Source organism: Enterobacter kobei (genome assembly GCF_001729765.1).
Classification (GTDB): domain Bacteria; phylum Pseudomonadota; class Gammaproteobacteria; order Enterobacterales; family Enterobacteriaceae; genus Enterobacter; species Enterobacter kobei.
Genome location: NZ_CP017181.1, coordinates 1,039,464 through 1,059,836 on the forward strand (window position 1 = coordinate 1,039,464; position 20,373 = coordinate 1,059,836).

The following is a 20,373-nucleotide window of genomic DNA, read 5'->3' on the forward strand; positions in this document are numbered from 1 at the left end:
TCTTAGTGAACCATCATGTTGTAGTTGAGGTTCCACATAATCCAGATGGAACCGACTACCAGGATAGCGATGATAATCACGGTAAAGATAAAGGCCGTCATGTTCCAGCCTTCATCGGACTTGGTGTTCATGTGCAGGAAGCAAACCAGATGCACCAGAATCTGAATCACCGCGGTCACCAGGATTGCTCCCAGGATAACCGGTTTAGACGCAGAACCGCTCATCACCATCCAGAACGGGATCACCGTCAGGATGATCGACAGGATGAAACCTGTCATGTAGGTTTTTACGCTGCCATGGGAAGCGCCATGATCGTTAGAATGACTCATTACATCGCCCCCATCAGATAGACAACAGAGAACACACAGATCCACACCACGTCCAGGAAGTGCCAGAACAGGCTCAGGCACAGGATACGGGTACGGTTAGTGCTGGTCAGGCCGCGACGGGAGATCTGGAACATCAGTACTGCCATCCAGATCAGACCCGAGGTCACGTGCAGACCGTGGGTACCGACCAGCGCGAAGAACGCGGACAGGAAGCCACTGCGATCCGGACCAAAGCCTTCCATAATCAGGTGATGGAATTCATAGATTTCCATCCCGATAAATCCAGCACCAAACAGCCAGGTCAACGCCAGCCAGGAGACAACCTGGCTCTTGTTGTTTTTGTACATGGCGATAGCCGCCATGCCGTAGGTGATAGAGCTGAATAACAGCAGTGCGGTTTCAACCAGAACGAACGGCAGTTCAAAGATGTCCTTGCCGGTCGGGCCGCCCGCTGTGCCGTTCACCAGAACGGCATAGGTCGCGAACAGACAGCAGAACAGAATGCAGTCGCTCATCAGGTAGATCCAGAAACCGAAGACTTTGGTCGGTCCTGTATCGTGGTGCGCATGTTCATGCGCGTGGGCAGTTGAGTGCGCCAGAGTATCAGTTGCCATTTTTCAGCCCCGCTTTAGAAATCTCGTCGAAATGCTGATTTTCCAGCTTTTCAACTTCACGGACTGGTACGTAGTAGTCCACGTCCTCGTCAAAGCTCTTCACAATCCAGCTGATTACGATGCCAGCGAAGCCAACAATCGCCATCCACCAGATGTGCCAGATCATTGCGAAACCAAATACCGTAGCGAAGGCGGCAATGACAATGCCCGCACCGCTGTTTTTCGGCATATGGATCTCTTCGTAATGAGCAGGTTGCTTGTACGCTTCACCTTTTTCTTTCATTTCCCAGAATGCGTCGCGTTCATGAACCTGCGGCACGATGGCAAAGTTATAGAAAGGCGGTGGAGAAGAGGTCGCCCACTCCAGCGTACGGCCACCCCATGGGTCACCGGTCAGGTCACGGTTCTGATCGCGGTCGCGAATAGACACGTAGAACTGAATCAGCTGAGACGCGATACCGCAGGCAATCAGCACCGCACCGCCCGCTGCAACCATCAGCATTGGGTGGAACTGCGGATCGATCTGCTGGCTCAGACGACGGGTCATACCCATGAAGCCCAGCACGTACAGCGGCATAAATGCCACGAAGAAGCCGATGATCCAGAACCAGAACGCGCGTTTACCCCATTTCTCGTTCAGCGTGAAGCCGAACGCTTTTGGCCACCAGTAGGTTACGCCCGCGAAGCAGCCGAAGACCACGCCACCGATGATAACGTTATGGAAGTGCGCAATCAGGAACAGACTGTTGTGCAGAACGAAGTCAGCACCTGGTACCGCCAGCAGTACACCGGTCATCCCACCTACGGAGAAGGTCACGATGAAGCCGATGGTCCACAGCATCGCTGAGTGGAACACGATACGGCCCTGGTACATGGTGAACAGCCAGTTGAAGATCTTCACCCCGGTCGGGATGGCGATAATCATAGTAGTGATACCGAAGAAGGCGTTTACGTTCGCGCCCGCACCCATGGTGAAGAAGTGGTGCAGCCAAACGATGAACGACAGAACGGTAATACACACGGTTGCCCACACCAGAGAGGTGTAACCAAACAGACGTTTACGCGAGAAGGTTGCCGCGATTTCGGAGAACACACCGAAGACAGGCAGAACCAGGATGTACACTTCCGGGTGACCCCAGGCCCAAATCAGGTTGATGTACATCATCATGTTGCCACCCATATCATTCGTGAAGAAATGGGTACCCAGGTAGCGGTCCAGGGTCAGCAGCGCGATGGTGACGGTCAGAATTGGGAAAGAGGCAATAATCAGGATGTTGGCGCACAGAGATGCCCAGGTAAATACCGGCATCTTGAACATGGTCATGCCAGGGGCACGCATCTTGATAATGGTCACGAAGAAGTTGATACCGGTCAGGGTGGTACCGACACCGGAGAGCTGAAGCGCCCAGATCCAGTAGTCAACGCCAACGCCCGGACTGTACTCAATTCCTGATAGCGGCGGGTATGCCAGCCAGCCGGTCTGCGCGAATTCGCCCACACCCAGTGACAGGTTAACCAGGATAACGCCGACAACCGTGAACCAGAAGCTCAGGTTGTTCAGGAACGGGAACGCCACGTCGCGCGCGCCGATTTGCAGCGGAACGACCACGTTCATCAGACCGATAACCAGCGGCATCGCTACGAAGAAGATCATGATAACGCCGTGAGCGGTAAAGATCTGATCGTAGTGGTGCGGCGGCAGGAAGCCGGCTTCACCCGCAGAAGCGAGTGCTTGCTGGCTACGCATCATGATCGCATCCGCAAAGCCACGAATTAACATGACGATACCGACGATGCAGTACATGATACCGAGTTTTTTGTGGTCAACCGAAGTCAGCCACTCGTTCCACAGGTAGCTCCACTTACCGAAGTAAGTGATCAGGGCCAGTAAGGCCGCGCCACCAATGATAATTGCAGCCACCGTAACCACGATAATCGGTTCATGGTAGGGCACTGCATCCAGTGTCAATTTTCCGAACATTTTCTTCCTCGGCCCCTTAGTGAGCGGTTTCCGCGTGGCTCATGTCCATGCCTTCCATACCTTCATGCGCGCTGTGCTCGCCTTCAGGCTGGGTCATGTCCATGCTCTTGCCGTGATCCATAAATTTGCCAATGACATCTTTGAACAAATCAGGTTTCACATTAGAGAAGTACTCCACCTTGTTGTATTCGCTAGGTGCAGCCACTTTTTCGAACGCCGCCATGTCAGACATGGTGTTTGGAGACTGCTTCGCTTTTTCAACCCACTGGTCGAAAGCGGCACGGTCTGGCGTTGCAATAGCTTTGAACTTCATACCTGAGAAGCCCGGGCCGCTATAGCTGGCGGAGATACCATCATAGGTGCCTGCTTCATTCGCGATCAGATGCAGGTTAGTCTGCATACCGGCCATCGCGTAGATCTGGCTACCCAGACGTGGGATGAAGAAGGAGTTCATTACGGAGTTGGAGGTCACTTTGAACTGAACCGGAGTGTTCGCCGGGAAGGCGATTTCATTCACGGTAGCAATACCCTGCTCTGGATAGATGAAGAACCATTTCCAGTCCATGGAGACCACTTCAATGGTAATAGGTTTCTCATCGTGAACCAGTGGTTTGCTTGGCTCAAGTGCGTGAGTGGTTTTCCAGGTCAGTACGGCAAGGAACAGGATGATCAGAATAGGTACCGTCCAGACCACAGCTTCCACTTTATTGGAGTGTGACCAGTTAGGGCTATACTTCGCATCTTTATTGCTCGCACGATACTTCCAGGCGAAACCAACAGCCATCAAAATGGCAGGAATAACCACAATCAACATCAGGCCAAAAGCCGTCAGTATCAGTGAACGTTGTTCCAGTCCAATCTGTCCTTTGGGGTCTAGTAGTGCAGAATCGCAGCCACTGAGTAATACAGTGCCCGCGAATAATGACAACCATCCCAAACTTTTATTGTATTTCCCGAGTCTCATTTAACGACCTCAATTCCACGGAGTCTGGTGGCGTTTAAAGTGTGGGGGCATTTTACGGGAAGGTTACATTACTGTAAACATCATTAGGCCTGTGTCAGGAAGGTGTTACCGGGTTCTGCCGCACGTGTCACAAGTGTTGCAAATTATGTCGGTTTTTATGACAGAAGCCGCATGGCGTGGGCTTTATAACGAAAGGACCCCCAAGCATACCCTAAAAGGGACAATTGGTATAACCATTGTTAAAAATAAACAAAAAATTAACAATTAATTATCAATAAAAAGACATCTAAAAAACGAAAAATCAAACTATCGGATGCTGAATCGTTTAATGAAAAATAGCGTTTTGGAACTGGAGCCAATAATTTCCAAATCCTATCCCGCACAAAACAACAAATATTTTTTTGGGGGGGCGCTGGCTATTTCGCCGTTATAATTTCGGTTAGTGATTACAACGGGAAATAACCTTTCGCATTTTTCTTCAGGTCATCTGCGTTTTACGCAACGCCATGAAATCGAGCAGACCCCCGGTCAGGATCCCGGCAATAGCCAGCAGGGCGCCCGCGTCCAGAAGAAGCGCTTCGAACGGGAGTGCCAGTGACGTGCTGGCGTTAATAATCAGCACCACAAGCCAGAGTGCCAGAGCAACGCAGCCCACCATTAACAGACGTAACGCAAAACGGTAGGCGGTATGATATTCGGTGCGCGGCATAAAGTGTTCGGTCCGCTGCGTATATTCCAGCGGCTGACGGCAGACCAGCAGCAATAAAATTCCCGGCACGGCAGCCACGACAGAGAAGAGATAAAACGTTGGCCAGCCGTGGGCTTCCACGAACCAGCCCGCAATCGGTCCAACGTACACGCGACCCACGGCAGAGAGCGCCGAGAGCAACGCAAACTGCGTAGCGGAAAATGATTTATTGCAAAGCGTCATCAACAGGGCAACAAATGCCGCGGTGCCCATGCCGCCGCAGAGGTTCTCGAAGAATACCGCCGCGGCCATGCTGATCATATGTTTATCGGTAATCGACAGCAGCCAGTAGCCCGCGTTAGAGGCTCCCTGAAGGATGCCGAAAATCAGCAGTGCGCGAAACAGGGTCAGGCGCTGCATCAGCACGCCGCCATACAGCGCGCCCACAATCGTCGCAAACAGTCCCAGCGTTTTGTTTACCACACCCACTTCACCGGCATCAAAACCGACACCGCGTATCAGGAAGGTGGTGGTCAGGCTCATGGCGAACGCATCCCCCAGCTTATAAAGGACGATGAGCAGCAGGATCAGCCAGGCATTGTTGCGACCAAAAAAGTCGCGCAGCGGTTCGGCCACGGCCTGCTCCAGCGAGCGGGGGACCGGAATGACATCGCTCGGTTCGGGAGCAAAGATCGTCGCGATAATGCACGGGATAAGCAGGGCGGCCATCAGCCAGTACATACCCTGCCAGCCGAGGTAACGGTCAGCCAGCCACAGTGCCAGTCCCCCGGAGACCAGCATCCCGAGGCGATAGCCCAGCACGCTGATCGCGGCACCGGCGCCGCGCTCTTCCGCAGGCAAAACGTCCGTCTTCCAGGCGTCAAAGACAATATCCTGGGAGGCGGAACAGAAGGCAATCACGACCGCAAGTGCGGCCATCCAGCGAAGCTGTGTGGTCGGCTCAAGAAAACCCATCGCCGCAATGGCCAGCAGCAGCAAGACTTGCGTCATCACTAACCAGCCGCGACGACGTCCCAGGAAAGGTGGCGTGTAGCGATCCATGACCGGAGACCACAGGAACTTAAAGACATAGGCCTGACCGACAAGCGAGAAGAAACCGATGGTTTTGAGATCGATATTTTCGACCGTCATCCACGCCTGAAGCGTGCCGGAGGTGAGCGCGAGAGGTAAACCCGAGGCAAAGCCGAGGATCAGCAGAATCGCTGATTTCGGTTGCTGGAAAATGCGTAAGTAATGGCTGGACATGTTCTTATGAACTGACCCGGTGAAGCACCGGGTCAGTCGGCAGGATTAACGTGCGTTCTGCTTGATGAAGTCGTGGATGCTGGTGTCCTGCGCCATGTCGGAAATGGTATCCGTCAGCACGCTGTTAACCGCATCAGCAATATTTTTATTCGATGCCTGGAACGCGCCTTCGACAGAGTAGCTCGCACGGTAGTTTTTGGTCATCTTATTACCGTTTTTCGCGGTAGCAATGATGGCGATATCCGCTTTGGTCGCGATGTTGTAACGCACGTTGCCCTGAGACACGTCTGCGTACAGGTTGTTAACGATGATCTGCAGATCAACCGCACCGCTTGGGCCAATCATATAGCCGCGAGCGGTCATTTGCTTCTCAAGCACTTCCTGCAGCAGGAAGCGCAGGTCGCGGGACGCGGTCAGAGTCACCTGCTGGTTATCGCGGGTCACTTTTGCCAGAGCCTGGTCCTGACGCTGATCGGCACCGTTAATGCTCACGGTGACGCCCATCAGGCTTGGATCCTGTTGAGGCAGCGTAATTTTGGGTGAGACATCAATGGTGGTAGGCGGGGTTGCACAGCCTGCCAGCATAAAAAGGGCTACCAACGGAAAGAAGAGTTTTTTTAACATTTTCGGGTTCTCAACGAATCGTAAGCATATAAAGAGAAAAATTGCCGTCATCATAACATCGCCAACGGCGAGGGGAAGTGGTCAACGCATGTAAATTCATCGCCTTGTCCGAAAACTGACCAGCTTACCCAATTTCCCCTCTCGCGAATGATGAAAGGTATGAGTCTCGCAGTGAACTTCATTCGTTTGAATGAGAAAATCAGACGAAAGCTAAATATTTGTTGTCAAGGTGTAATGGAAACGGTAAAAGCGGCTAACATTTAAAGGGATGGGTGACATCCTGGCGTTGTCGGAGGAGTAATTTCATGATGATACGTGAGCAGATAGAAGATAAATTAAGGGCAGCGTTCAACCCTGTGTTCCTCGAAGTCGTCGACGAGAGCTATCGTCATAACGTGCCGGCAGGTTCTGAAAGCCACTTTAAAGTGGTTCTGGTTAGCGATCGCTTCACGGGAGAACGTTTCCTGAACCGACACCGCTTGATCTACAGCACCTTGACGGAAGAACTCTCCACCACCGTGCATGCGCTGGCACTGCATACCTACACCATTAAGGAATGGGAAGGCTTGCAGGATACGGTTTTCGCATCACCGCCGTGTCGCGGTGCAGGCACCATCGCCTGATAAATCGGATTTGCAACGGCTGGAGCTTTTCCAGTATGTTGCTTACAGATTTCCTCAAAACGGCCTCCGGGCCGTTTTGTTTTGTCTGAGTTTTGAGCGGATGGAGCGATTTTAAGGCTAAAAATAGCCTTAAAGTGTGAAAAAAGCCGCAGCAACATGCCCCAACCGTTCTCGACTCACCTAAGTGATGCCGCTATAATGCCGCGTCTTATTGAATGTCTTCGGGATGATTCTGGCGACAGGGAATGTGAATCTGCACTAAGAGAGCATCCCGGTATAACAGACAGATTCAGAGTTGACCGAGCACTGTGATTTTTTTGAGGTAACAAGATGCAAGTTTCAGTTGAAACCACTCAAGGCCTTGGCCGCCGTGTAACGATTACTATCGCTGCTGACAGCATCGAAACTGCTGTGAAAAGCGAGCTGGTCAACGTAGCAAAAAAAGTACGTATTGACGGCTTCCGTAAGGGCAAAGTTCCAATGAATGTTGTTGCTCAGCGTTATGGCGCCTCTGTGCGTCAGGATGTGCTGGGTGAACTGATGAGCCGCAACTTTATTGATGCGATCATCAAAGAAAAAATCAATCCGGCCGGCGCGCCAAACTACGTTCCAGGCGAATACAAACTGGGCGAAGACTTCACTTACTCCGTCGAGTTCGAAGTGTACCCGGAAGTTGAGCTGAAAGGTCTGGAATCTATCGAAGTTGAAAAACCGATTGTCTCCGTGACTGACGAAGATGTTGACGGCATGCTGGACACCCTGCGCAAGCAGCAGGCGAACTGGAAAGAGAAAGAAGGCGCTGTTGACGCGGAAGACCGTGTGACCATCGACTTCACCGGTTCTGTAGACGGCGAAGAGTTCGAAGGCGGCAAAGCGTCTGACTTCGTACTGGCAATGGGTCAGGGTCGTATGATCCCAGGCTTCGAAGACGGTATCAAAGGCCACAAGGCTGGCGAAGAGTTCACTATCGACGTGACCTTCCCTGAAGAATACCACGCTGAAAACCTGAAAGGTAAAGCAGCGAAGTTCGTGATCAACCTGAAGAAAGTGGAAGAGCGCGAACTGCCAGAACTGACTGAAGAATTCATCAAGCGTTTCGGCGTGGAAGATGGTTCAGTTGCTGGCCTGCGTACCGAAGTGCGTAAAAACATGGAGCGCGAGCTGAACGGTGCTGTGCGTAACCGTGTGAAATCTCAGGCGATTGAAGGTCTGGTGAAAGCGAACGACATCGACGTTCCTGCAGCCCTGATCGACAGCGAAATCGATGTGCTGCGCCGTCAGGCTGCACAGCGTTTCGGTGGCAACCAGCAGCAAGCGATGGAACTGCCACGCGAGCTGTTTGAAGAGCAAGCGAAACGTCGCGTTGTTGTTGGCCTGCTGCTGGGCGAAGTGATTCGTACCCACGAGCTGAAAGCTGACGAAGAGCGCGTGAAAGGCCTGATCGAAGAGATGGCTTCCGCATACGAAGATCCATCAGAAGTGATCGAGTTCTACGGTAAGAACAAAGAGCTGATGGACAACATGCGCAACGTCGCACTGGAAGAGCAGGCTGTTGAAGCGGTTCTGGCGAAAGCGAAATTGACCGAAAAAGCGACCTCTTTCAACGAACTGATGAACCAGCAGGCGTAATAACGCCCTAACGGTTTAAAGTTTGACCAAAAAACCCGTTGCCCTCCGGCGACGGGTTTTTTTTATCGCAGCTTTAGTCCTGGAAGGGTGCTAAAACGCCCTTTCAGTGTTAGCGTTACAACAAAAGGTTGTTATGCTTGAAATAGGGCGTGGCGAACCCCATAAGTATGTAATCACGATGATTGAGACTGGCTGATAATCCGTCCATAAGGTTACAATCAGTACAGCAGGTGTTTTCAATTTTGAACCAGGAGACGGAAATGTCATACAGTGGCGAACGAGATAACTTTGCACCCCATATGGCGCTGGTGCCAATGGTTATTGAACAGACCTCACGTGGTGAGCGTTCTTTCGATATCTATTCCCGTCTGCTCAAGGAACGCGTTATCTTTCTGACCGGCCAGGTAGAAGACCATATGGCTAACCTGATCGTAGCGCAGATGCTGTTCCTGGAAGCGGAAAACCCGGAAAAAGACATTTACCTGTACATCAACTCGCCAGGCGGTGTGATTACGGCGGGTATGTCCATTTATGACACCATGCAATTCATCAAGCCAGATGTCAGCACGATCTGTATGGGTCAGGCTGCATCCATGGGTGCCTTCCTGTTAACCGCAGGGGCGAAAGGTAAGCGTTTCTGCCTGCCTAACTCCCGTGTGATGATTCACCAGCCGCTGGGTGGTTACCAGGGGCAGGCGACGGATATCGAAATCCACGCCCGCGAAATTCTGAAAGTAAAAGCGCGCATGAATGAACTTATGGCGCAGCATACAGGTCAATCTCTCGAGCAGATCGAGCGCGATACCGAGCGCGATCGCTTCCTCTCTGCTCCAGAGGCAGTTGAGTACGGCTTAGTCGACTCCGTATTGACCCATCGTAATTGATGCCCGCGACGCGAGTGTGCCGCTATACTAAGGTAGGGCGGCACGCTGCTTTAAGCAGTACGCGTCTTAGAATGGCATTTGCGTCGTCATGTGCGGCACAAAGAACTTAAAAAGAGGTTTGGACTCATGACAGATAAACGCAAAGATGGTTCGGGCAAACTGCTGTACTGCTCTTTTTGCGGCAAAAGCCAGCATGAAGTGCGTAAACTGATTGCCGGGCCGTCCGTGTATATCTGCGACGAATGTGTTGATTTATGTAACGACATCATTCGCGAAGAGATTAAAGAAGTTGCGCCGCACCGTGAGCGTAGCGCATTGCCAACGCCGCATGAAATTCGTCATCACCTTGACGACTATGTCATCGGACAAGAGCAGGCGAAGAAAGTGCTGGCGGTAGCGGTATATAACCACTACAAACGTCTGCGTAACGGCGACACCAGTAATGGCGTAGAACTGGGTAAAAGTAACATCCTGCTGATCGGACCGACGGGTTCCGGTAAAACGTTGCTGGCGGAAACCCTGGCGCGCCTGCTGGATGTTCCGTTTACCATGGCCGATGCCACCACCCTGACCGAAGCCGGTTATGTGGGTGAAGACGTTGAGAACATCATTCAGAAACTGCTGCAGAAGTGCGATTACGACGTACAGAAAGCACAGCGCGGCATTGTTTATATTGATGAGATCGATAAGATCTCCCGTAAATCAGACAACCCGTCCATCACCCGCGACGTGTCGGGTGAAGGCGTGCAGCAGGCGCTGCTGAAGCTGATCGAAGGTACGGTTGCCGCCGTTCCACCGCAGGGGGGGCGTAAGCATCCTCAGCAGGAGTTCCTGCAGGTTGATACCTCCAAGATCCTGTTCATCTGTGGCGGTGCGTTTGCCGGTCTGGATAAAGTCATTTCCCACCGTGTTGAAACCGGCTCCGGCATTGGTTTTGGCGCAACGGTAAAAGCCTCGTCCGAAAAACCGAACGAAGGCGAACTGCTTTCGCAGGTTGAACCTGAAGATCTGATCAAATTCGGTCTGATTCCTGAGTTCATTGGCCGTCTGCCCGTTGTGGCAACGCTGAATGAGCTGAGTGAAGAGGCGCTGATTCAGATCCTGAAAGAGCCGAAAAATGCGCTGACCAAGCAGTACCAGGCGCTGTTCAATCTGGAAGGGGTTGACCTTGAATTCCGTGACGAAGCGCTTGATGCGATTGCTAAGAAAGCGATGATCCGTAAAACCGGTGCGCGTGGTCTGCGTTCAATCGTTGAAGCGGCGCTGCTCGATACCATGTACGATCTGCCGTCGATGGAAGATGTTGAGAAAGTGGTTATCGACGAGTCCGTAATCAGCGGCCAAACCAAGCCGCTGCTGATTTACGGTAAACCGGAAGCCCAGCAGGCATCTGGCGAATAATTCACCAAATCATACAAGCAGTTAATTAAAAAGGGGGGATTTTATCTCCCCTTTACTTTTTCCGTATTCATAGCGTTGAATGTGTGGGAAACATCCCCATATACTGGATACATGTTAATGGTTATGTGAAGTACAGTGACATGACCAGCTTACCTGGCGGACACTAAACTAAGAGAGAGCTCTATGAATCCTGAGCGTTCTGAACGCATTGAAATCCCCGTATTGCCGTTGCGCGATGTGGTGGTTTATCCGCACATGGTCATACCCTTGTTTGTAGGGCGGGAAAAATCTATCCGTTGCCTCGAAGCCGCCATGGATCATGATAAAAAAATCATGCTGGTGGCACAGAAAGAAGCATCGACGGATGAGCCGGGTGTAAACGATCTTTTCACCGTCGGGACCGTGGCCTCTATTTTGCAGATGCTGAAGCTGCCTGACGGCACCGTGAAGGTGCTGGTCGAAGGGCTGCAGCGTGCGCGTATTACCACTCTGTCAGATGACGGCGAACACTTCTCTGCCAAGGCAGAGTACCTTGATTCGCCTGAGCTTGATGAGCGCGAGCAGGAAGTGCTGGTGCGCACCGCAATTAGCCAGTTTGAAGGCTATATCAAGCTGAATAAAAAAATCCCACCAGAAGTGCTGACGTCGCTGAACAGCATCGACGATCCTGCGCGTCTGGCGGACACCATCGCAGCACACATGCCGCTGAAGCTGGCTGACAAACAGTCCGTGCTGGAAATGTCCGACGTTAACGAACGTCTGGAATACCTGATGGCGATGATGGAGTCTGAAATCGATCTGCTGCAGGTTGAGAAACGTATTCGCAACCGCGTCAAAAAGCAGATGGAGAAATCTCAGCGTGAGTACTATCTGAATGAGCAAATGAAAGCGATTCAGAAAGAGCTCGGCGAGATGGACGACGCGCCGGACGAAAACGAAGCGCTGAAGCGTAAAATCGACGCGGCGAAGATGCCGAAAGAGGCGAAAGAGAAAGCCGAAGCAGAATTGCAGAAGCTGAAAATGATGTCTCCAATGTCGGCTGAAGCAACCGTCGTACGCGGCTACATTGAGTGGATGGTGCAGGTTCCTTGGAACGCCCGCAGCAAGGTCAAAAAAGACCTGCGTCAGGCGCAGGAGATCCTGGATACCGACCACTACGGCCTGGAACGCGTGAAAGACCGCATTCTTGAGTACCTCGCGGTACAAAGCCGTGTAAACAAAATCAAAGGCCCAATTCTGTGTCTGGTAGGACCGCCGGGGGTGGGTAAAACCTCTCTGGGACAGTCCATCGCCAAAGCGACCGGACGTAAGTATATCCGTATGGCGCTGGGTGGCGTACGCGATGAAGCGGAAATCCGCGGTCACCGTCGTACCTACATCGGTTCTATGCCGGGTAAACTGATCCAGAAGATGGCGAAAGTGGGCGTTAAAAACCCGCTGTTCCTGCTTGATGAGATCGACAAAATGTCTTCGGACATGCGTGGCGATCCGGCCTCTGCACTGCTGGAAGTGCTTGATCCAGAACAGAACGTGGCGTTCAGCGATCACTACCTGGAAGTGGACTACGACCTGAGCGATGTGATGTTCGTGGCAACCTCCAACTCCATGAACATACCGGCCCCGCTGCTGGACCGTATGGAAGTGATCCGCCTCTCCGGTTACACCGAAGATGAGAAGCTGAATATCGCGAAACAGCACCTGCTGCCGAAACAGATTGAGCGTAACGCACTGAAAGCCAACGAGCTGACCGTCGAGGACAGCGCGATTATCGGCATCATTCGCTATTACACCCGTGAAGCGGGCGTGCGTAGCCTTGAGCGTGAAATCTCTAAACTGTGCCGCAAGGCGGTGAAACAGCTGCTGCTGGATAAGAGCCTGAAACACATTGTGATCAACGGCGACAATCTGCATGCCTACCTGGGCGTTCAGCGCTTCGACTACGGTCGTGCGGATAATGAAAACCGCGTAGGCCAGGTGACCGGTCTGGCATGGACGGAAGTGGGCGGCGATCTGCTGACCATCGAAACCGCCTGTGTACCGGGTAAAGGCAAGCTGACCTACACCGGCTCGCTGGGTGAAGTGATGCAGGAGTCCATTCAGGCGGCGCTGACCGTGGTGCGCGCGCGCGCGGAAAAACTGGGTATTAACCCGGATTTCTACGAAAAACGCGACATCCACGTTCACGTCCCGGAAGGGGCGACGCCGAAAGATGGTCCAAGCGCGGGTATTGCCATGTGTACGGCGCTGGTCTCCTGTCTGACAGGCAACCCGGTACGCGCTGATGTGGCAATGACCGGTGAAATCACCCTGCGTGGTCAGGTTCTGCCTATCGGCGGGTTAAAAGAAAAACTGCTGGCGGCACACCGTGGTGGGATCAAAACCGTATTGATTCCTTACGAGAATAAACGCGATCTGGAAGAGATTCCGGACAACGTAATTGCCGATCTGCAGATTCATCCTGTTAAGCGAATTGAGGAAGTTCTTACTCTCGCATTGCAGAATGAGCCGTCCGGAATGCAGGTTGTAACCGCAAAATAGTGACCTCGCGCAAAGAGCGTCAATAAAAACAAGGCTGGTAAGGCATTTCGCACTTGCCAGCCTTTTTTTGTATAGCTAATTTAGATTGCTGATTAGGTCAGCCATCAACAACGGGTGTTGTAAGGTCATGGCAGGCCTGATATAACTGCTGCGCGGTCGCGTTGTGAAGGACTCAGGCGCGATATAAATTATAAAGAGAGGAAGAGAACAGTGAATAAATCTCAACTGATTGACAAAATTGCTGCTGGTGCTGATATTTCTAAAGCTGCAGCTGGACGTGCGTTAGATGCATTAATTGCTTCTGTTACTGAATCTCTGCAGGCTGGAGACGACGTTGCACTGGTAGGCTTCGGTACTTTTGCTGTTAAAGAGCGTGCTGCCCGTACTGGCCGCAACCCTCAGACCGGTAAAGAGATCACCATTGCTGCTGCTAAAGTGCCGGGTTTCCGTGCAGGTAAAGCGCTGAAAGACGCAGTAAATTGATTGCTTTCCCGTTTCAGGGAAGCCGGAAAGTACAAGGGCGCATCATTTGATGTGCCTTTTTTGTTTGTCCAGACCTGATTTGTGCGAGTTTATGCGAGTTGTGGGCTGACAATCGCCCCGTTTTCTTGTCACAATACGCCTTTACGCGCGACGGGCAGGATTTTCCGTCAGCGTCAGGTAACCAGTCACCTACAGCGGAGTGTTGTTACACCATGATGGACAGCTTACGCACGGCTGCTAACAGTCTCGTGCTCAAGATTATTTTCGGTATCATTATCGTGTCGTTCATATTGACCGGCGTGAGCAGTTACCTTATTGGCGGTGGCGCGAACTATGCCGCAAAAGTGAATGGCCAGGAGATCAGCCGTGGTCAGTTCGAGAATGCTTTTGCCGGTGAACGTAACCGTATGCAGCAACAGCTGGGCGACCAATTCTCTGAACTGGCGGCGAATGAAGGGTATATGAAGACCCTGCGCCAACAGACGCTGAACCGTCTTATCGACGAAGCGTTACTGGATCAGTATGCCAAAAAGCTGGGTCTTGGCATCAGCGATGAGCAGGTGAAAAAAGCGATCTTCGCCACTCAGGCATTCCAGTCAAACGGTAAATTCGACAACGCACGTTACAATAGCATCGTCAACCAGATGGGCATGACGGCTGACCAATACGCTCAGGCGTTGCGTAACCAACTGACCACTCAGCAGCTTATCAATGCCGTTGTGGGCACCGATTTCATGCTCAAAGGTGAGACGGAAGAGCTGGCCGCGCTGGTGGCGCAGCAGCGCGTTGTCCGTGAAGCGACCATAGATGTTAACGCCCTGGCGGCCAAACAGCAGGTCAGCGACGCGGAACTGAACGCCTGGTACGAGCAGAACAAAAATACCTTCGTTTCTCCAGAGCAGTTCCGCGTGAGCTACATCAAGCTGGATGCTGCCGGGCTGCAGGAAACGGCGTCTGATACAGAAATTCAGTCTTACTACGATCAGCATCAGGATCAGTTCACTCAGCCGCAGCGTAACCGCTACAGCGTGATTCAGACTAAAACCGAGGCTGACGCCAAAGCGGTACTGGATGAGCTGAATAAAGGGGCTGATTTCGCCACCCTCGCGAAAGCAAAATCCACCGATATTATCTCTGCCAAAAACGGCGGTGATATGGGTTGGCTGGAAGACGCAACCACGCCGGACGAACTGAAAAATGCGGGTCTGAAAGAGAAAGGCCAGCTTTCTGGTGTCATTAAGTCTTCCGTTGGTTTCCTGGTCGCGCGTCTGGACGACATCACCGCGGCGAAAACCAAGCCGCTGGCTGACGTTCGTGATGATATCGCGGCGAAAGTGAAACAGGAAAAAGCGCTGGATGCCTACTACGCACTTCAACAGAAGGTGAGCGATGCCGCCAGCAACGACAACGAATCGCTGGCGGGTGCAGAGCAGGCTGCTGGGGTGAAAGCGGTTGAGACGGGCTGGTTTGGTCGTGATAACCTGCCGGAAGAGCTGAACTTTAAACCGGTTTCAGACGCCATCTTTAACGGTGGTCTGGTGGGCGAGAACGGTACGCCAGGCAGCAACTCTGACATCATTACCGTCGACGGTGACCGTGCGTTCGTGCTGCGCGTCAGCGAGCACAAGCCGGAAGCGGTCAAACCGCTGGCAGAAGTGAAGGATCAGGTTGCCGCTCAGGTTAAGCACAACAAAGCGGAACAGCAGGCGAAACTGGATGCTGAGAAGATTCTGGCTGATCTGAAAGCGGGCAAAGACGATGCGCTGAAAGCGGCAGGCCTGAGCTTCGGTGAAGCGAAAACGCTGAGCCGTACCGGTCAGGACCCCATCAGCCAGGCTGCGTTTGGCCTGACTCTGCCTGCGAAGGACAAACCAAGCTTCGGCACCACCACCGATATGCAGGGTAACGTTGTTCTGCTGGCGCTGGACGAAGTAAAAGCCGGTACCCTGCCAGAAGCGCAGAAGAAGGCGATGGTTCAGGGCATTACCCAGAACAATGCTCAGATTGCTTTCGAAGCCATGATGAGCAACCTGCGTAAAGATGCCAAAATCAAGCTGGGCGATGTGATGACTCAGCAGCAATAATTACGTATCTGCTCGCAGATTTTCGTAACGCTCTGCAAAAACTAAAGGCCGCTTTCGCGGCCTTTTCCATTTCTGCAATCTGCTGTTTGTAGCTGTTTTTCCGGGCGGCTATCGTGACGTGGCTGTCAACAAACAAGGAGAAAACAGCATGAAATGTGGAATCAAAGCACTGTTAATTGCGCTGGCTATTGCCACCACCGGGATGACCACGAGTGCGCTGGCCGCGACGCCCGCAGCCAAAGCACAGACGGTACAGAGCAAATCTGACGCCTCAGCGTCAGTGCAAGGGCAATCCAAAGCGGCTGATGCCGGTAAAACGGCGGATGATGACGGTACGCGGGTCAGTATCAATTCGGCCTCTGCGGAAGATCTCGCCCGCGCAATGAACGGTGTCGGCCTGAAAAAAGCACAGGCCATCGTCAGCTACCGCGAAGAGTATGGTCCTTTCAAAACTGTCGACGACCTCAAACAGGTGCCGGGCATGGGCAGCGCGCTGGTGGAGCGTAACCTCTCACACCTGACGTTGTAATCTCACAATTACTTGCACTGCGGCGATAATTTGCCAGGATAAAGAGGTCATACCAGTTATGACCTCTGATCCTATAACAACAGTAAAGGCTATTGCGCTATGCAGACAAAAATCAAAGTACGCGGTTACCACCTTGATGTTTACCAGCACGTTAACAATGCCCGCTATCTTGAGTTCCTTGAAGAAGCGCGCTGGGACGGGCTGGAAAACAGCGAAAGCTTTCAGTGGTTGAGCGCGCATAACATCGCGTTCGTGGTCGTCAATATCAACATCAACTACCGCCGCCCGGCCGTGCTGGGTGATGTACTCACGGTGACCAGTCAGGTGCAACAGCTCAACGGCAAGAGTGGTGTATTAAGCCAGGTGGTGACGCTCGATCCTGAAGGGCAGGTGGTGGCTGATGCACTGATCACCTTTGTCTGTATCGATCTGAAAACCCAGAAGGCTCTGCCGCTGGAAGGGGCATTGCGGGAGAAGCTGGAGCTGATGATCGTTTAGAAATTTTGTCTTTTATAAAAGACAAAACGTTTTTCCAGGGATAGAATCATGGACAGGGACTACGTTGTTGAACGCTACCGTACCCGTGACGGAAAAGTGCCATTTGAGGAGTGGGTAGCGAAGATGAAGCGAAAGGATCCGGAATTAGTGTTTCGGATTCTTTTGCGAATTGACCGTGCAGAGAAAGGGAACTTCGGCGATTACCGGTATCTCAGAGATGGTATCTGGGAATTGAAAATTGATTGTGGTCCCGGATATCGAATCTATTTTGCAGTACAACATCGGGAGATCCTATTGTTGCTGATTGGGGGTGACAAAAAGAGTCAAAGGACCGATGTGAAACTGGCAATTGATTACTGGAATGACCATCAAAAGGAGAAATCCGATGAGCAAAAGCGAACGAAAATTCTCTAGCTCCGTCAGTCACGATGAAGCCGTCGTAAAAATGCTTCGCGAAAACCCTTCCTACGCTCAGCTATATCTGCAGGTTGCGTTGGATGAGATTTATGAAGACCAGGGAATCCCTGCATACTTAATCGCGCTAAGACGTGTTATCGAATCCCGCGGTGGCATAGGTGAAATTGCTGCCAAATCCGGTCTGTCCCGCCAACAGTTATACCGAACCTTATCTGACAACGGTAACCCAACGCTGACGACGCTAATGAAAGTGACTCGTGCTGCCGGCGTAAAACTGTTCGACAGCACGGTTAAGTAGCGTTATTTAAGCCCGGTCTTTTGCTTCATTGCGGCCATCACGCCAACTTTATCGGCCAGATAGTGGTTCAGCCCGTTAGCGCGAAGATTACAGGCCGCGCACTGGCCGCAACCGTCGCCTTTGATGCCGTTATAGCAGGTGAGGGTTTCACTGCGAACCAGATCCAGCTTGCCCCAGTAGTCCGCCAGGGCCCAGGTTTCGGCTTTATCCAGCCACATCAACGGCGTCTCAAAGCGCGTCTCTTTCGCCATGCCCAGATTGACGGCGTGGTTTAATGCTTTCACGAATTCGTCACGGCAGTCCGGGTAGCCGGAGAAGTCTGTTTCGCATACGCCAGTGATTACCGCTTCGGCTTTCACCTGGTAGGCGTAGATCGCCGTCAGGGTCAGAAACAGAATATTGCGGCCCGGTACGAAGGTATTCGGAATGCCGCTGGCATCGGGTTCATAATCCGGTACAGGAATGCTGTCGCGGGTGAGGCTACTGACAGCCAGTTCATTTAACAGCGTAACGTCCAGCACCTTGTGCGCGCGTGCCCCCAGTTTGAGGGCCAGTTCACGGGCAACGTCGATTTCAGCTCGGTGGCGCTGACCATAATCAAAGGTCACACAGTGAACTTCATCATACTGATGAAGGGCCTGAACCAGGCAAGTAGTAGAGTCTTGTCCTCCGCTGAACACGACGACGGCACGTTTCATAAATCATCTCAACAGTTACGGTAAAAACGTTATGTTACCGCCTGGCTACGGCGGCGACCAGCTTCTTCACGATTTGGGGGCAGGCAGCCAGGCTTCGGTAAAATCAAACCAGCCGCGGGTGTTAAGGCGTATCCCGTTTACGCCTGGCGGCGCGCTGATTTGATACTGATAATTAAAGAGCGGCGTCAACACCGCATCCTCCATTAAGCGGCTGAAAATGGCTTGCAGCCCCGCGTGTCGGTCCCGGGACTCGGCTTGCGCCTGCACCGCATCCAGCGTGGCTTGCAAATGGGCGTAAGCCGGTGCGCTTAACACATGCGGCCACAGCGCATCACAGCGGAGCCACTGCTCAAGCGTATACGCTGGCGCTTCACCAATCAGCTTATCTCCCATCATGATGTCTGCATCGGCAAGCTGCTGGCATCCATCCCACGTCTTCGCGTCGTGAAAGATGACGGTCAATTCACAACCCTGCAGGGCGAGGTACTCCTTCAACTGGCTGGCCATGGTGTGAAGCTCTACGGGCAGATGATAAACCAGCGTCAACGCCTCAGGGAGGGCAATGTCCGTCAAATCAGGCCATTCCGGGATTGTCCAGCCGGGAAGCAGTTCATGAGTTGGCGTGATGAGCCCTTCGTTGAGCGGAAGCGTGTGCAGAAGCCTGGAGAGATGAATGATATTAATCAGCCGCTTTGCCTGGATCTCACTCAGCCGCGCGCTCTGTTTCAGCGTGAGATAACAGAAGCCCAGGCTGGTGCTGCTGCTCACCAGCCGCAGGCTTTCGAGCTCATCGGCCTCGCCAATGGCGATTTGCACCGGGTGGCGACAGCTGGTACCCAGCCTGTAATCAAAAAGCTGGGGAGTGATCCAGTACTCGATGGCCTTAAGCAGCGGATGACTCAGGTGGTATTGCTCATGGCTTTCCAGGCGTACCAGGTCGGGCTCAAAGAGGGTCAGCCGGAAGGGACCACTGCCGACGACCGGGCGATCGGGATGCGCCAGACGGCTACAGTAGGTTGCCAGCCTGTGCGCCAGCCAGTAGTCCGGTTGATGTAAAACAAACGTCAGACATTGCGGATGTGTGGTTTCGACAGACAAGACGCTCTGAAAAAGCGTTCGCATGATGGGCTGCGCTAACAACGCCGTCAGGCTTCGCTGGAGTTGCGCCGTTTCTATTTTATCGCCGTCATGCCAGTGCAGCGTGGAGCGAATATAGAAATGCCAGCGCAGCCCGTCAGCAGAGACCTCCCAGTGATGCGCCAGATCGCCGGTGGGTTCACTGCTGTTACCGTTAAATCGCGTCAAGCCTGAGAACACCTGTCCTGCCAGATGTTGCTCGGCCCGGCCCGGTAAAAAACCCGGCTGAAGGGGTTCCAGCGAGCGATAGTAGGGGATGCGCAGCGTCGGCGTGTCGTTTTGCCATTGCCCACCCAAAAACGGATGCAGTAACGAACGCAGCTCGTCAGGCGCAAGCTGGGCCAGTTCCAGCGCGTTATGCTGCTGTCCGCTCTTCAGTGCTTCTTCCATCATCATATTGCGCAGCGACTCAGGGGTGGCATGGAACGTCAGTTCGCCGCGCTTGCCGCGACCAGACTGCGCGCGCCAGCTCAGCCAGCCCGCCTCCTGAGCCTGACGCAGCAGCGTTCGGACATGCCGCTCGCTACAAAAACAGCGGGCTGCCAGCTCGCTGATAGTGACCTGCTGCGTCGCACCTTCGGACGGCTGCCATAAACGGTGATACTGGTTAAGACGGTTAAGCTGACGCATAGAAACCCGGAACAATAATTATCATCTATTCACTATTACTTCCGTATATCTCACCTGA

Annotated in this window: 19 protein-coding genes; 11 read left to right on the forward strand and 8 right to left on the reverse strand. The window is 52.8% G+C overall.

Features of this window, described 5'->3' with window-relative positions; all coding sequences use genetic code 11:
* Window positions 1-2: 2 nt before the first annotated feature.
* The 6 genes from BFV64_RS04905 to BFV64_RS04935 all read right to left on the reverse strand — a co-directional run bounded on the left by BFV64_RS04905 (window position 3) and on the right by BFV64_RS04935 (window position 6,466).
* The gene (locus BFV64_RS04905) at window positions 3-329 is read right to left on the reverse strand and encodes a cytochrome o ubiquinol oxidase subunit IV (RefSeq protein ID WP_006176899.1); all 327 of its coding nucleotides are present in this window, start codon (window positions 327-329) and stop codon (window positions 3-5) included.
* A complete protein-coding gene (locus BFV64_RS04910; protein ID WP_008503324.1) occupies window positions 329-943 on the reverse strand; it encodes a cytochrome o ubiquinol oxidase subunit III in 615 nt (204 codons plus the stop codon). The genes BFV64_RS04905 and BFV64_RS04910 overlap by 1 nt, the downstream gene beginning before the upstream one ends.
* Window positions 933-2,924 carry a cytochrome o ubiquinol oxidase subunit I gene (gene cyoB, locus BFV64_RS04915; protein WP_014168864.1) on the reverse strand — a complete coding sequence of 664 codons (1,992 nt, stop codon included), beginning with the start codon at window positions 2,922-2,924 and terminating at the stop codon, window positions 933-935. Before cyoB ends, BFV64_RS04910 begins: the two co-directional genes overlap by 11 nt.
* A gap of 16 nt (window positions 2,925-2,940) precedes the next feature.
* Window positions 2,941-3,888, reverse strand: coding sequence for a cytochrome o ubiquinol oxidase subunit II (cyoA, locus tag BFV64_RS04920; protein WP_014882770.1), 948 nt, complete (start codon window positions 3,886-3,888; stop codon window positions 2,941-2,943).
* Between the two features lie 478 nt (window positions 3,889-4,366).
* The gene (gene ampG, locus BFV64_RS04930) at window positions 4,367-5,842 is read right to left on the reverse strand and encodes a muropeptide MFS transporter AmpG (protein ID WP_069601779.1); all 1,476 of its coding nucleotides are present in this window, start codon (window positions 5,840-5,842) and stop codon (window positions 4,367-4,369) included.
* A 45-nt stretch (window positions 5,843-5,887) separates the two neighbouring features.
* The gene (locus tag BFV64_RS04935) at window positions 5,888-6,466 is read right to left on the reverse strand and encodes a lipoprotein (RefSeq protein WP_014882772.1); all 579 of its coding nucleotides are present in this window, start codon (window positions 6,464-6,466) and stop codon (window positions 5,888-5,890) included.
* 305 nt (window positions 6,467-6,771) lie between these two features.
* Between BFV64_RS04935 and bolA the strand changes: the two genes are divergently transcribed.
* The 11 genes from bolA to BFV64_RS04990 all read left to right on the forward strand — a co-directional run bounded on the left by bolA (window position 6,772) and on the right by BFV64_RS04990 (window position 17,850).
* Entirely contained in the window at window positions 6,772-7,089 is a 318-nt protein-coding gene (gene bolA / locus BFV64_RS04940) for a transcriptional regulator BolA (RefSeq protein WP_013095855.1), read from the forward strand.
* A gap of 330 nt (window positions 7,090-7,419) precedes the next feature.
* Window positions 7,420-8,718 (forward strand): trigger factor, encoded by a 1,299-nt coding sequence (tig, locus tag BFV64_RS04945; protein WP_069601780.1) that lies wholly within the window; start codon window positions 7,420-7,422, stop codon window positions 8,716-8,718.
* A 260-nt stretch (window positions 8,719-8,978) separates the two neighbouring features.
* On the forward strand, window positions 8,979-9,602 hold the full coding sequence (clpP, locus tag BFV64_RS04950) for an ATP-dependent Clp endopeptidase proteolytic subunit ClpP (protein WP_014069126.1): 624 nt from the start codon (window positions 8,979-8,981) through the stop codon (window positions 9,600-9,602).
* 126 nt (window positions 9,603-9,728) lie between these two features.
* A complete protein-coding gene (gene clpX / locus BFV64_RS04955) occupies window positions 9,729-11,003 on the forward strand; it encodes an ATP-dependent protease ATP-binding subunit ClpX (RefSeq protein WP_014882774.1) in 1,275 nt (424 codons plus the stop codon).
* A 183-nt stretch (window positions 11,004-11,186) separates the two neighbouring features.
* Window positions 11,187-13,541: an endopeptidase La gene (lon, locus tag BFV64_RS04960; RefSeq protein ID WP_014882775.1), complete on the forward strand. Its 2,355-nt coding sequence runs from the start codon at window positions 11,187-11,189 to the stop codon at window positions 13,539-13,541.
* A gap of 210 nt (window positions 13,542-13,751) precedes the next feature.
* Window positions 13,752-14,024: a nucleoid-associated protein HU-beta gene (hupB, locus tag BFV64_RS04965; RefSeq protein WP_002444653.1), complete on the forward strand. Its 273-nt coding sequence runs from the start codon at window positions 13,752-13,754 to the stop codon at window positions 14,022-14,024.
* 212 nt (window positions 14,025-14,236) lie between these two features.
* On the forward strand, window positions 14,237-16,108 hold the full coding sequence (gene ppiD, locus BFV64_RS04970; protein ID WP_023332234.1) for a peptidylprolyl isomerase: 1,872 nt from the start codon (window positions 14,237-14,239) through the stop codon (window positions 16,106-16,108).
* A 148-nt stretch (window positions 16,109-16,256) separates the two neighbouring features.
* Window positions 16,257-16,637 (forward strand): helix-hairpin-helix domain-containing protein, encoded by a 381-nt coding sequence (locus tag BFV64_RS04975; RefSeq protein ID WP_014882777.1) that lies wholly within the window; start codon window positions 16,257-16,259, stop codon window positions 16,635-16,637.
* 99 nt (window positions 16,638-16,736) lie between these two features.
* The gene (locus tag BFV64_RS04980; RefSeq protein ID WP_023336819.1) at window positions 16,737-17,135 is read left to right on the forward strand and encodes a YbgC/FadM family acyl-CoA thioesterase; all 399 of its coding nucleotides are present in this window, start codon (window positions 16,737-16,739) and stop codon (window positions 17,133-17,135) included.
* A gap of 48 nt (window positions 17,136-17,183) precedes the next feature.
* Entirely contained in the window at window positions 17,184-17,549 is a 366-nt protein-coding gene (locus BFV64_RS04985) for a type II toxin-antitoxin system RelE/ParE family toxin (RefSeq protein ID WP_023336820.1), read from the forward strand.
* On the forward strand, window positions 17,521-17,850 hold the full coding sequence (locus tag BFV64_RS04990; protein WP_014882780.1) for an addiction module antidote protein: 330 nt from the start codon (window positions 17,521-17,523) through the stop codon (window positions 17,848-17,850). The genes BFV64_RS04985 and BFV64_RS04990 overlap by 29 nt, the downstream gene beginning before the upstream one ends.
* 2 nt (window positions 17,851-17,852) lie before the next feature.
* On the opposite strand, the gene queC is transcribed toward BFV64_RS04990, so the two are convergent.
* On the reverse strand, window positions 17,853-18,548 hold the full coding sequence (gene queC / locus BFV64_RS04995) for a 7-cyano-7-deazaguanine synthase QueC (RefSeq protein WP_023332238.1): 696 nt from the start codon (window positions 18,546-18,548) through the stop codon (window positions 17,853-17,855).
* Between the two features lie 66 nt (window positions 18,549-18,614).
* Window positions 18,615-20,315, reverse strand: coding sequence for an SgrR family transcriptional regulator (locus tag BFV64_RS05000; RefSeq protein ID WP_045269158.1), 1,701 nt, complete (start codon window positions 20,313-20,315; stop codon window positions 18,615-18,617).
* Window positions 20,316-20,373: the final 58 nt, after the last annotated feature.

Bases quoted from the DNA above. Each gene is read 5' to 3' on its own strand.
- BFV64_RS04905 (WP_006176899.1), bottom strand. From the start codon at position 329: ATGAGTCATTCTAACGATCATGGCGCTTCCCATGGCAGCGTAAAAACC.
- BFV64_RS04910 (WP_008503324.1), bottom strand. From the start codon at position 943: ATGGCAACTGATACTCTGGCGCACTCAACTGCCCACGCGCATGAACAT.
- cyoB (WP_014168864.1), bottom strand. From the start codon at position 2,924: ATGTTCGGAAAATTGACACTGGATGCAGTGCCCTACCATGAACCGATT.
- cyoA (WP_014882770.1), bottom strand. From the start codon at position 3,888: ATGAGACTCGGGAAATACAATAAAAGTTTGGGATGGTTGTCATTATTC.
- ampG (WP_069601779.1), bottom strand. From the start codon at position 5,842: ATGTCCAGCCATTACTTACGCATTTTCCAGCAACCGAAATCAGCGATT.
- BFV64_RS04935 (WP_014882772.1), bottom strand. From the start codon at position 6,466: ATGTTAAAAAAACTCTTCTTTCCGTTGGTAGCCCTTTTTATGCTGGCA.
- bolA (WP_013095855.1), top strand. From the start codon at position 6,772: ATGATGATACGTGAGCAGATAGAAGATAAATTAAGGGCAGCGTTCAAC.
- tig (WP_069601780.1), top strand. From the start codon at position 7,420: ATGCAAGTTTCAGTTGAAACCACTCAAGGCCTTGGCCGCCGTGTAACG.
- clpP (WP_014069126.1), top strand. From the start codon at position 8,979: ATGTCATACAGTGGCGAACGAGATAACTTTGCACCCCATATGGCGCTG.
- clpX (WP_014882774.1), top strand. From the start codon at position 9,729: ATGACAGATAAACGCAAAGATGGTTCGGGCAAACTGCTGTACTGCTCT.
- lon (WP_014882775.1), top strand. From the start codon at position 11,187: ATGAATCCTGAGCGTTCTGAACGCATTGAAATCCCCGTATTGCCGTTG.
- ppiD (WP_023332234.1), top strand. From the start codon at position 14,237: ATGATGGACAGCTTACGCACGGCTGCTAACAGTCTCGTGCTCAAGATT.
- BFV64_RS04975 (WP_014882777.1), top strand. From the start codon at position 16,257: ATGAAATGTGGAATCAAAGCACTGTTAATTGCGCTGGCTATTGCCACC.
- BFV64_RS04980 (WP_023336819.1), top strand. From the start codon at position 16,737: ATGCAGACAAAAATCAAAGTACGCGGTTACCACCTTGATGTTTACCAG.
- BFV64_RS04985 (WP_023336820.1), top strand. From the start codon at position 17,184: ATGGACAGGGACTACGTTGTTGAACGCTACCGTACCCGTGACGGAAAA.
- BFV64_RS04990 (WP_014882780.1), top strand. From the start codon at position 17,521: ATGAGCAAAAGCGAACGAAAATTCTCTAGCTCCGTCAGTCACGATGAA.
- queC (WP_023332238.1), bottom strand. From the start codon at position 18,548: ATGAAACGTGCCGTCGTCGTGTTCAGCGGAGGACAAGACTCTACTACT.
- BFV64_RS05000 (WP_045269158.1), bottom strand. From the start codon at position 20,315: ATGCGTCAGCTTAACCGTCTTAACCAGTATCACCGTTTATGGCAGCCG.